The sequence below is a fragment of the Orbaceae bacterium lpD04 genome (assembly GCA_036251935.1).
Lineage (GTDB): Bacteria > Pseudomonadota > Gammaproteobacteria > Enterobacterales > Orbaceae > Orbus > Orbus wheelerorum.
In genome coordinates this window covers 1,305,115-1,317,117 of record CP133967.1, presented here as the reverse complement: position 1 = coordinate 1,317,117, position 12,003 = coordinate 1,305,115, and the positions used below count along the sequence as shown (strand labels likewise).

General features: G+C 35.3%; 10 protein-coding genes. All 10 read right to left on the bottom strand.

The window, feature by feature from the left end; translation table 11 throughout:
* Nucleotides 1-21: 21 nt before the first annotated feature.
* Entirely contained in the window at nucleotides 22-1,716 is a 1,695-nt protein-coding gene (ushA, locus tag RHO14_06045) for a bifunctional UDP-sugar hydrolase/5'-nucleotidase UshA (protein ID WVD72361.1), read from the bottom strand.
* Nucleotides 1,717-1,891: 175 nt separating this feature from the next.
* Nucleotides 1,892-3,193, bottom strand: a complete 1,302-nt coding sequence (locus tag RHO14_06040) for a pyrimidine-nucleoside phosphorylase (protein WVD72360.1) — start codon at nucleotides 3,191-3,193, stop codon at nucleotides 1,892-1,894.
* Between the two features lie 21 nt (nucleotides 3,194-3,214).
* Nucleotides 3,215-3,610 carry a cytidine deaminase gene (locus RHO14_06035; protein ID WVD72359.1) on the bottom strand — a complete coding sequence of 132 codons (396 nt, stop codon included), beginning with the start codon at nucleotides 3,608-3,610 and terminating at the stop codon, nucleotides 3,215-3,217.
* Between the two features lie 16 nt (nucleotides 3,611-3,626).
* Nucleotides 3,627-5,582 carry a bifunctional 2',3'-cyclic-nucleotide 2'-phosphodiesterase/3'-nucleotidase gene (locus tag RHO14_06030; protein ID WVD72358.1) on the bottom strand — a complete coding sequence of 652 codons (1,956 nt, stop codon included), beginning with the start codon at nucleotides 5,580-5,582 and terminating at the stop codon, nucleotides 3,627-3,629.
* Nucleotides 5,583-5,652: 70 nt separating this feature from the next.
* The gene (locus RHO14_06025) at nucleotides 5,653-6,894 is read right to left on the bottom strand and encodes a nucleoside permease (GenBank protein ID WVD72357.1); all 1,242 of its coding nucleotides are present in this window, start codon (nucleotides 6,892-6,894) and stop codon (nucleotides 5,653-5,655) included.
* Nucleotides 6,895-7,022: 128 nt separating this feature from the next.
* Nucleotides 7,023-7,751 (bottom strand): purine-nucleoside phosphorylase, encoded by a 729-nt coding sequence (deoD, locus tag RHO14_06020; protein ID WVD72356.1) that lies wholly within the window; start codon nucleotides 7,749-7,751, stop codon nucleotides 7,023-7,025.
* Between the two features lie 598 nt (nucleotides 7,752-8,349).
* Nucleotides 8,350-8,604 (bottom strand): hypothetical protein, encoded by a 255-nt coding sequence (locus tag RHO14_06015; protein ID WVD72355.1) that lies wholly within the window; start codon nucleotides 8,602-8,604, stop codon nucleotides 8,350-8,352.
* 4 nt (nucleotides 8,605-8,608) lie between these two features.
* Nucleotides 8,609-9,844 carry a hypothetical protein gene (locus RHO14_06010; protein WVD72354.1) on the bottom strand — a complete coding sequence of 412 codons (1,236 nt, stop codon included), beginning with the start codon at nucleotides 9,842-9,844 and terminating at the stop codon, nucleotides 8,609-8,611.
* A complete protein-coding gene (locus tag RHO14_06005) occupies nucleotides 9,844-10,110 on the bottom strand; it encodes a PAAR domain-containing protein (protein WVD72353.1) in 267 nt (88 codons plus the stop codon). The genes RHO14_06010 and RHO14_06005 overlap by 1 nt, the downstream gene beginning before the upstream one ends.
* Nucleotides 10,111-10,163: 53 nt before the next feature.
* Nucleotides 10,164-11,915: a hypothetical protein gene (locus RHO14_06000; protein ID WVD72352.1), complete on the bottom strand. Its 1,752-nt coding sequence runs from the start codon at nucleotides 11,913-11,915 to the stop codon at nucleotides 10,164-10,166.
* Nucleotides 11,916-12,003 lie beyond the last annotated feature (88 nt).

Genomic DNA, 12,003 nt, shown 5'->3' with positions numbered 1-12,003 from the left:
ATTTGTTATTTTTAAAACTAATTACTTACTAATAAATTGCTCTGGTTTATAGTCATTTGCATTAATTGGTGAATGATTTTTAACATACTCCCTAACCACATCAGCGTCACGATAACCGGTATCAACAAACGATGATAATTTATTAATAATTGGGTAACCATCTCCGCCTGCGGCTAAAAAATCAAGCGTCGCTATGCGGTACTTTTTATTTAATTCCAGTGGTTTACCCTTTACTTTTACCGCAACAATTTTATCGCCATTTAGCGTTAAGGTAAGATTACGAAAATGCGCATAAGATCCAGCGCCGGGTTTTTTGTTCACCGCAGCGGTTAAATAAGCAAGCAAATCAACGCCTCTTAATTCAACATACACCACATTATTAGCAAAGGGCTCTACTTTTAAGATATCTCGATAGGAAATGTTTCCTTCTAACAAGGAATCTCTGATCATACCGCCAGACATAATGCCCGCATCAGCATCCGTTTTTTCAATAAAAGCACTTAACAACAATTGGCCTAAATTTGTTTGTTGGTATCTAACTTTATCTCGCTCGCCATCAAGTCGCCCTTGTAATTGACCAACTGTAGTTAATAGCTGTTGTTGGCCTTTTTCTTGATAAGGGGTTAAAAATGCTTGCATTTCTAGATTTGGCTTAATTTCTTGAGTGTAAAATTCAAGTCGCTTGGTATCATTACCATTATCAACTTCTTTTTTTAAATTGATCGGAATAAGCTGATAATTTTCTAGGGTTAATTTACCATTTAGAAAAACAAAATCAGCCCGGCCAAGGTATTTTCCCCATTCATGAGCTTGTACAATCCATGTGCCATTTTGCTGATCAGGCGCACATGGCGTGCCGGGTATATAGTCATTTATTCGCTCATTAGTGCCAGCCATACAAACAGGATTTTGCGAATGTCCGCCAACAATCATATCTAAATCACCACTAGCAAGCCCCCTTGCTAAGCTGACATCACCCGGTGCCATTGAACCATGCTCGCCATTTACATAATGCCCCATATGAGTAACTGCAATAATGATATCGGGATTTTCGGCTAACTTTATTTCAGCAATAATTTTCTTTGCTTCGGGCAATGTTTCACGAAATTCGATACCGTTGGTATTTTTCGGCGAGGCTAAAAAGATCGTATCATTGGTGGTTAAACCTAAAACCGCAATTTTGATCCCTTGCTTATCAAATATTTTATAAGGGCTAAAAACCCGTTCATTTTTATCAGTAAAATAGATATTGGCGGATAAAAAAGGGAAATCAACCCATGATTGCTGCTTACGAATCGTTGGCAGTTGATGATCAAACTCATGATTACCCACCGCCATCGCATCATAACCGATTATATTCATGCCTTTAAAATCAGGCTCGGCGTTTAATGTGTCGGATTCGGGTACACCAGTATTAATATCGCCGCCCGATAATAAAAGTAGCTCGCCCCCCTTTGCTGCAACCTCTTGCCGAATTTCATCAACCAATGTTTTTTGGGCTGATAATCCATATTCGCCAATCGCATTAGGCCAAAAGCGTCCATGGTGGTCATTGGTATGTAATATGGTGATATGATAAGGGGTATCTTTTTGCCAATGTAATTGCTCAACGCTGGCCGCTGCTTGGCCGCTAGTTAACAACGTTAATATCGTTAAATGAATAATTGCCGCACGGCCGCTAAATAATACTCGGCTTTTACAAATTAAATGGCGCATAACTAACCCCTTATTATAATAACTACAACAATTTAGATGCTAATTGTGTAGATGTTATTCAACATCAATTTAACTAAGGTAGCAATCAAGATCTTGGTTAATACCTCGACCTACCTTAGGTTATAGCGTAAGTAAGCTTAAAATACCCCTCATTAGATAACAAGGATCTAATTTATTAATGGGTTATCACTTTATGAATTAACTTAGGCGCTTTAGCCGTTGCTGCGATCTCAATTGATTGATACAGTCTTTGCTTTATTGCATCAAGCTGGTTGGTATTAGCATGAATGGTTAAAAGTGCTTCACCTTGCATAACTTTATCACCGACTTTTTTATGCAACACAATGCCAACAGCGGGATCAACAATATCATCTTTCGTGCCGCGCCCCGCACCAAGTTGCATAGCAATAATCCCCACTTTATCGGCAATAATTTTCGCTACGTAGCCTGATTGTTTAGCAAGTAACTCAATTTGATAAGGCGCATTAGCCAGCTTTTCAGGTTCATCAACCACTGAGCTGTCGCCGCCCTGCGCTTTAATTAATACTTTTAGTTTTTCGAGCGCTTTACCATTAGCAATCACTTCTTGTAACTTAGTTCTCGCTTCATCTAATGTGGCGGCTTTACCGCCTAATACTACCATTTGGCTACCGAGCGTTAAAACAAGCTCCGTTAAATCTGCCGGCCCTTGCCCTTTAAGGGTATCAATCGCCTCTTTAACTTCAAGCGCGTTGCCAATTGCATAGCCTAATGGTTGTGACATGTCAGAAATAATTGCCATGGTATGGCGGCCAATATTATTGCCGATATTCACCATTTCTTGCGCTAGTTTTTCGGCATCTTCGTCACTTTTCATAAAGGCGCCATCGCCAGTTTTAACATCTAAAACAATGGCATCAGCGCCAGCCGCCAATTTTTTACTCATTATTGAACTGGCAATTAAGGGGATCGAATTTACTGTGCCCGTTACATCACGCAGTGCATATAATTTTTTATCAGCTGGCGTTAAATTGCCTGATTGCCCAATTACCGCAACCCCTTGAGTGTTAACTTGATTGATAAAGTCGTCTTTACTTAACTCAATTTTAAATCCGGGGATTGATTCAAATTTATCATTCGTTCCCCCGGTATGGCCAAGGCCTCTGCCTGACATTTTAGCCACAGGTACATCAAGGGCTGCGACGAGTGGCGCAAGTACAATGGTTGTGGTATCGCCAACCCCGCCAGTTGAGTGTTTATCAACTTTAATGCCTTTAATTGCCGATAGGTCAACCGTATCACCCGAATAGATCATTGCTGTAGTTAAATCAGCGCACTCTTTTGATGTCATGCCTTGAAAGTAAATTGCCATTAATAATGCACTAACTTGATAGTCAGGAATGGTTCCATTGGTATAGTTGGTGATAAAAAACGCGATTTCATCAGTTGAAAGTTCACCGCCATCACGTTTTTTTTCAATAATATCCACAATTCTCATTTTTTTTCCTTATAAAATCGCTTAATCCAAATCGCTAGGTGAAAATGCCCAAGGCAGTAATTCGCCAACGGTTGTTGTTAAAATATCGCCCTTTAGATTGGTTAAAATAACGGGCATATCTTTAGCACAAAATTCACAAATCACTTGCCGACATGCACCGCAAGGGGCTATTGGCCCATCGGTATCACCAATTACGACTAACTTTTTAAAGCGTTTTTTGCCTTCTGAAACAGCCTTAAATATTGCCGTTCTTTCAGCACAATTAGATAGCCCATAAGAGGCATTTTCAATATTACAACCTAAAATAATTTCATCATCCTCAGTAACTAATACCGCACCAACAGCAAATTTAGAATAAGGAATATACGCCATGGAACGTGCCGTTTTAGCTAATTCTATCAATTTTTCTATTTTCATCGATTAAACTCCTGCATTATTTGGGTTGTGATTGTAAATCAATTTTGTAGACATCAAATCCTTGCTCGTCAGTGGTAATATAAGTCATAGGATAATGTGCACTTTGTTGGATAAAAATCTTTGCTTTATCCGTTGGTGACGTTTCAAAGCGGATATCTAACTTGGTTGCGCTATTAATTGGCGCAATTGCCCAATTGTTATCGCTTACCACGTTTACCATGCCATCTTGTTTGGTTTTACGGGTAATATAAGCCGATAAAATGACCCTTAAATCATCGGGTGATGAAAACAAAATATTTTGCTCGCCAGTCCCTGGAAAACTGCCGGTATAAGCACGATAATTATTGGTTGCAATAATAAATGGTTTTTTGGGATCAATTGCCTTACCTTGATAGGTTAAGTTTTTTATCCTTTGTGAGTTAGGGTTTATTAACTGACATGAACCATCATAGCGAGGTGGCTGGGTAACATCGATTTGGTACTCAACGCCATCAATCGTATCAAAATTATAAGTTCTAAAACCATCCCAATTGATTAAATATTGAGGCAACGCACTGTTGGTATCAATCTGGTTATAAAAACCGGCTGAGCATTCTAACCACTCTTTAATATTGCTACCATTAACCTTTAAGGCGGTTAATAAATTGGGATATAAGTAGATATCTGCCGCATTACGAAATGTTAAGTCACCTTTGCTAACATCAACGTAAGCCGTTGGATCGTTTTTTCGCCCGCCAGCTTTAAAGGGTGCAATAGCCGATAAAACCGGTAAGCCATCTAGATCTGGATCACCTTGAATATAGCGCTTTACATAATCAATTTGTGCGCCACTAATAATTTGCGATGCGCTATTATCTTGCACGAGCGCTAAGTAACTATTTATATCGTTTGATACTTTACCAATGGGTTTAGCAACAAATTCCCGAGTTTTTTGGTGATCATCAGCTAATATTAAGGCGAGTTTTAGATCCGAATCCACCAGCGCTTGACGGGATTTTTTATCATAGATAGGGCGTGTAAACGCTTTACTCGACGTAACGTGCCACGCTGATTTTTCGCCTTCAACAACAAGATCAACAAGGCCTAAATGGCTACCCCACTGCCCTGGCATTACAGCAGGAATGCCGTTGATGGTGCCTTGCTCAATATCGACATTAGGCAATGCTTTAAAATTATCACTTGGGAAAACATCATGCGCATGACCAAACATAATCGCATCAATACCCTTAACTTGGCTTAAGTAGTAAACCGAATTTTCAGCTAAGGCTTTATAAGGCTCAGATGAAACGCCAGAATGCGCAATTGCAATAATAATATCAGCGCCTGCTTTTTTCATTTGCGGTACCAGTTTCTGCGCAGTTTTTGTGATATCGTTTACACTCACTTTGCCATCAAGATTGAGTTTATCCCACAACATAATTTGTGGCGGGACAAAGCCAATATAGCCAATTTTTATCATTTGCTCAAAGCCATCACGATCAGTAACGGGCGTATCAACAATCAGATATTGCTTAAAATAGGGATCACCGGTTTTGGCATCAAAAATATTGGCATTAATATAAGGAAATGCAGCGCCAGACAAGCTCTTTTTTAAATAATCCAAACCAAAATTAAACTCATGATTACCAAGATTACCCACCGTGTAACCCAGTTTATTCATCACTTTGTAAACTGGGTGGATCTCATCTTTTAAGCCTTTGCTAACAACATAGTCAGCCATCGGGCTACCTTGGATCAGATCGCCATTATCAACTAACACACTATTTTTAACTTCGTTTTTGGCTTGATAAATCAAGTTAGCCGTTTTTACTAAGCCAAAGGTATCAACATATTGATCTTGGTAGTAATCAAAATTGATTATGTTGCCATGCAAATCGCTTGTTTCAATAATACGAAGATCAACGGTTGCAGCATTAATCGAGCCAGACACTAGCAACATAATTAGGCTTAGTTTTAGGTTATATTTTTTCATCTAACTATCCTGTATTAAATAATCCGATTTTAAAATAACAGCCAGTAACATATAAATTTAATTCGCTATATTAGCTATGATTAAATTCATTTTTATCATTTTTAAATACCAACATAAATACAGTTGCAAGGACTAATGAATAAAGCGCAAATACTAACCAAATATTTGGCCAATCTTTAACGTTATTATAGGTAAAATAGTCGACAACTAATCCGCTGCCCATTGAACCTAAATAAGCGCCAAGGCCATTCGTCATGGTCATAAATAATCCTTGAGCACTATTACGAATTTTAGGCTCAACAGATTTTTCAACATAAATAGAACCCGAAATATTAAAAAAGTCGAATGCACAGCCATAGACAATCATCGATAAGAAAAGCCATACAACACCAATGGGTGATGGGTCACCGTAGGCAAATAAGCCAAAGCGAATAGTCCATGCAATCATACTAATTAACATGACATATTTGATCCCTAATCGTTTTAGGAAAAACGGTACAAATAAAATAAACACCACTTCAGAAATTTGTGAAATTGATAGTAAAATCGATGGGTACTCAACAACAAAGCTATCTTTAAATTGTGGATTTAAGGCAAAATCATGTAAAAAGGGGTTACCAAATGTATTGGTGACTTGTAACACCGCGCCAAGTAAAATCGAAAATAAGAAAAATATCGCCATTCTTGGCTCTTTAAATAAAACAAAAGCATCTAAACCAAGTAAGCTAATAACGCTTTGTTTGCCTTGGGTATGGCGTGTAATAGACATTTTGGGTAATGATAAGGTACAAATACAAAGAATAAGTGACGCGATAGCGCCGATATATAATTGTATATTACTAAGCTCTAATTTTAATAAGCTCACTAACCACATAGCAATAATAAAGCCGATAGTACCAAATATGCGTATGCCTGGGAAATCATTAATAATATCGTATTTGTTAGACTCAAGACTAAAATAAGATATCGCATTAGACATTGCAATTGTTGGCATATAAGCAAAAGAATTAATCAAAATAACAAATACCATCACTATTGGGCTGGTAATTGAGGCGGCTAAAAATAGCGTGATAGCACTAACTAAGTGGCATAAGATATATAAATAATTAGCTGGCAGCCATTTATCGGCAACAATACCGAGTAAACTTGGCATGAAAAGCGAGGCAATGCCCATCGTGCCATATACCGCAGCAACTTCCATACCCGTATAGTGCAGCCCGTTTATCATATAAGAACCAAATGTAATTAGCCAGCTGCCCCAAATAAAAAATTGTAAAAATAATACGATCTTAAGTTTAGACTTGATATTCATCTACTGTAATTCCTATTTTATTTTAATATGCTAAATGCGTATTTTTATATTACGATATCCCTAAAAGACGCTATCTATCTTTATAAACTTGCTAATAACATCAAGCAAAAAAATAGCGAATAAATTCGCTATTTTTTATCATCATGATGGTTTAGTAGTACTGATTCTAATGCCACTGTTATCATATCTTTAAAGCCTAATTGCCGCTCATCTGATGTCATGGCGGCGCCGGTTCGAATATGATCAGATACCGTGCAAATGGCAAGTGCTTTAGCGCCAAATTCAGCGGCAACGCCATAAATACCGGCTGCTTCCATTTCCACACCAAGAATATTATATTTTTCCATCACATCAAACATCGTTGGATCGGGATTATAAAATAGGTCAGCTGAAAAAAGATTACCAACCTTGACTGGCACGCCTAATTTTTCTGCCGCATCAACCGCATTACGCGTTAAGTTAAAATCAGCAATCGCAGCAAAATCATGATCTTTAAAACGGATTCGATTCACTTTTGAATCTGTGCAAGCACCCATCCCGACAACCACATCACCTACGTTAACATCGGCACTTATTGCCCCACATGAACCAACGCGAATAATATTTTTAACGCCATAAAATTTAATAAGCTCGGTGGTGTAAATCGAGCAAGACGGGATCCCCATGCCATGACCCATTACCGAAATCTTTTTATTTTTGTAACTACCGGTAAAGCCCAGCATACCTCTAACATTAGTCACTTCTTGTGCATTATCTAAAAAATTTTCTGCAATAAATTTTGCTCTTAATGGATCACCTGGCATCAAAACAGTTTGCGCAAAAGCATCATCTTTGGCATTAATATGAGGGGTGGTCATAATCATCTCCTAAATATAATTTTATTATAAATAAATCAATTTGTTACATTTTAGTCGTTCTATTTAACGGCATTAAAATACTCTTTTTAGATGTACGTGTTTAACGTACATCAAATTATTTTGATTACTTAGTGGAAAAATTGAAATAGCTTTTGGTACTACGGCGTTTAAATGATAATTTTTTTTGTGTATAAATATGAAAAGATTGCCATATAAGGGATTGGCAATAATAAATAAGATGTGTGTTAACTTTTTGCAATGCAAGTACAGCGCTTCAATCATATAACGTATATACCTATATAAAGCTGTATAATGGCATTATTCTAGCATGGTTAAAGAGTTTGTTAATATTTTGCTGTTATTTTTTTACGTTCTTTAAAATTGATTAATAATACATCCGTTTTTTCACTATAATGATACCTTACAACAAAAAAATAACGAACAAAGAATCATTTAATTAGCAATTTGTTATTGCTGGGCTTTTAGGTCAAAATGTGATTTTGCATAGTTTGATGTTATTTTTGATACCTCACCTTAAATTGAATCTATATGCTTAATCTAACTATTAATCTTTTATAACATTCATTCGGTGACTATGTTAATTTTTTTCATCATATTTTTTGACAAAATAGTTTCTTTTTATAAATGCTTTATTAATAGATAGATTAACGACAATTATTGATACTATAATCAAGAAGGAGATTAAAATATGTATAAATAATATCGTTAATGTATGTTGTATTTTGGTGGGGGTAGCTACTAAAATAGACTCATCCGAGAACCAAATTGGCACTATCCAGCTGAAAGCAACGATATAACATACCAACATCCAACCAACTACCATTTTCATCATAATCTCATCCTTCAATTAATAATGACGTTTTATTAACTATAGTCGCATTAAAATCTTTCTCTTTTTCACCTATTATTAACTGTTTACCCTCACTATGTGCCGAGTATTCAATTGCAAGAACTAGAGCTACCCAGTAATCACAATATCCCGAAATACCAAATATAGAGTCAACATGATGGCTATTCTCAAGAGGAAGCATTTTTTCTGCATATCTTGATAATATTTTTACTTTTGCATCTGGTGATAATATGTTTAACCATAATCTAACAACTTGATTTTCATCACAGTTTAACAAGCCCCACAGTTCTGCATGTTCCAAAACATAATCAAGATCCTTGCCTGTTTCAGTGCGCTGCAAGGCTGTTATTAATAGCTTATTTTCCTGTATATATTGGATTATTGCTTTCTCTTTAATAAAATTATTGCCCAAGCAGACCATACTTGTCATCGATTCTGAACTATAAGAACTGGGATAATCAAATAAATGTAGACTGACACAGCACAATATATGATCATCATGGGACTCATCATCTAACCAACTATCTAAAAAAACTGTACTTTTTTTCGCGTTAATGACTTGCCAAGAATCAAAAAGGGTTATTTTTCCTAATCTATTTTCCCAAATTTGTTTAATATCTTCGACAGAAATAGGAACATCAATAAATAAACGAACATGTTTTGGACTTGAACTAAAAATTTCATTCTTTAAAACAGTTAATGTTGGTACTAAACCGTCGAATAAAAACTCCATTTTTTTATAAAAATCATTGGATTTTAAGTCATTAAATTGATATTTTGAATGAATTATAGGGCTTTGAGTACCATAATAAGAATTAACAACTTTTGCATCAAGAGAAAAGAGTCCTTCTACCAGTGCCCGTGCATGATTATAATGACCAAATTCGGAGCTTAATTGGTAAAAAATAACGTATAATGGCCTTTGACCAAACTCGATTAGTTGTTGCTTTTTATTTTCATACTGTCGATTCCAAGCCTCGGCATAGAACTCCTTATATCCACGGATATATAACCACAAAAAAAACATTATAAGCCAACTTATTATTGAAACAACAATAGCAATAATAATATGCCCTAATGCCAAATAGCCATTAAATTGCATTATCACAATAGCAATAAAGCCAAGAACAATAGATAGAATTAAAGTAATGCACCAAAATAGCCAGGACAATCCTTTTTTTAAAATAATAGGATCTGGCAATAAACGTAAATCAATCGCCATTAACTATTTTTACTGAAATTAGAGAGTGATGATAGCAATGTGCAACCACAAGCTGTTTTATGACCGTGAAAAGCAACGGCTTTACCTTTATCGGTAAATAATACATCTCCCTCTACAATGGGATTAACACCATGGCCTTGAACTGGGCATATCACCATATCGCCCACTCGAGCTACGCCTTTATTAAATACAATTATTGTGGTTGAGGCAGAAATCACTTTTCCACCATGGCTTGTTGCATCGCCTAATCGAATAACACCTTTCATTTTATGTTATGCCCCATCTTTACAAAAATGTCATTTAAACTCTTCATGTATCGTTAAAAATCATGTAATCGGGTCATATTAAAATCATCTGAATAGAATAGCAAATCATCATAAGGTTGCGGGTTATCCTTATCTTCAATTTCATCGGTGCTGTATATTATTATGCCTTTATCATCAAGATATTTATTCTTTACATCACCATTTTCTGATATCTCAATATCGTTAGTTTTAATACCTTGATCGTTAAATTTTTCTATAGTGCCTAAATAATCGTTTTTTTCACTACGCATGAATGTTCTAATTGTAATATTTTGGGCATTTTTTATTATTTGAGATAACGGTAAATAATTGCCTTTTTCATATTCTGTCTCTATTGTCAAATTAGGCATATTGTCAGTTTCGAATACTTCTAATTTGCTACCAACTAAGTCATTATTGTGGTATTTAAATTCACTTATCAGCCGTTGTATACGTGTTTTATTTAAAATCGATACAATTTTACCCATCTCTTTTTCAACTCGGATATAGTTCGGTAATTCAACGGCCAGCTCAACACTATCTAATACGTTTAGTTTTTCCTGTTCATCCATTTCAAAAAAATAAATATCATTTTCTAACGATTTAAATTGTTCTACTGGCAATGAAATAGTTGATTGTTGCCATTTTTCTTTAATAATTTTTTTATACTGATAGTTATCACCAATTTCAACTTTGATTAAATCGCTATATTCCTCTCGTGGGGTTTGATTTTCGGCTTCAATTAAAGTTAAAGGCGCTTGATGAGGGAAATTTTTATAGCGTTCATCTAAAAGTTCAGGAAAAGGTAATTTGTGATAATAAACTTGGTTAGGGCTAATGCCTAAAAATTTAGCTCTGTTGGTTGCTTCATTATCCCACGGGGTCGTATCTTTCTCAAAAACTCGTCTAAATAGCTCGCGAGTCAGTGTACTATTGCTTTTTTCAAGATCCATTATTAGCGTATTGTAGGGAATAACTTCATCTAGGCCTTTTTGAAAATCGAATATGTCATCAGGTTTATATCTTGTTATTTCAATTACTTCCCCTTTTTCATTTAATAGCTGATTTTCTTTACGGCCTGATTCTTGATAATAAATAACATGATTTGTCTTAATATTTTTATTATCAAAAAAATCTTCAATTTTTTCAATACCATCTTGCCTAATATAAGAATAAAGCCGAGTCTTACCTGTCAAGGTGTTTTTTGATGTGCCGTGTGTTATTTCACCACTTTCATCAAAAAACGTTTCATCGAAATAAATAATATGATGATCATTATCATACAATTCAGCTATAGAATACTTTAGGTTGTTATTTGCCCAATAATCGTAACTATAATGGGTAATTGAAGCTAAAGGCCTTTTTTGAATACTCACTACAACACCATTTTTCTTTTCAACACGTAAATAACAAGGCAGTTCAAATACCTCCTCAAAGGTATCTTTTTTTTGTAATTGATTATGCTCATCAAAAATATAAAAATAAACCCCATCCTGAAGAAATTGAAAATCATCCGTCGGATACAATATATCGATAATATTTCTGTCTCGCTCTAATACATCATTATATTGATAATTTCCATTCAATTTAACCTGTGAAATATTTTGAACGGCTAGAGAGTACATACTTGGCTCTGTTTCTAAGCCCGTTAATGATAAAAATAGCGTTTTTTTAGGCAAGCTATTTTCGCTCTTAATAAAATCACTATAATTATATTGAAAATAGGTTTTATTTGGCTCAATTGCTTGTGCTTTCAATTTTTTAATAATTTCTACTTGGTCATTCATTATTATCTCCGCAAAAATAGGCAGGGAACTAAACGTATAAATAAAAAAAACTACTAACCACATTTTTATAAAACTTTTCATCTATTAA